We start from the raw sequence: 330 nt of genomic DNA on the forward strand, positions 1-330 counted from the left end.
TCGTTAAACCCATATAGCTCCTGAAAGGCGTATTGCCCCGGTGTAATAACCGAGACGCGAACCCAACCCTCATAGAGTTCACCATCTGGCGCTCCCGTAGCACCACCGACGTAATAGAGGGCGGACACCGTGTTCAGGTCGCCGATATCTACAGCACCCGCCATATAGGCGGGCCCGCCCAAGCCGAACGCTCCGACCTTCATCAGCGCATCAGCGGTTACATCGTGTAAGTTGGTTTGAGCATCGAGGTATGCGGCGGTTCCTAACCCCAGGTCATCGCCTGTCAGCTGATCACCGCCTGTCACCAAACCTTGGGCATTCACGCTGACG

At 57.3% G+C, this 330-nt stretch carries 1 protein-coding gene; it reads right to left on the reverse strand.

The window, feature by feature from the left end; genetic code table 11:
- On the reverse strand, positions 1 to 330 hold a 330-nt coding region (locus tag SB725_RS30495), incomplete at both ends, for a hypothetical protein (RefSeq protein WP_410923074.1).

This window comes from Pseudomonas sp. SIMBA_041 (assembly GCF_046535095.1).
GTDB classification, from domain to species: Bacteria; Pseudomonadota; Gammaproteobacteria; order Pseudomonadales; family Pseudomonadaceae; genus Aquipseudomonas; species Aquipseudomonas mucoides.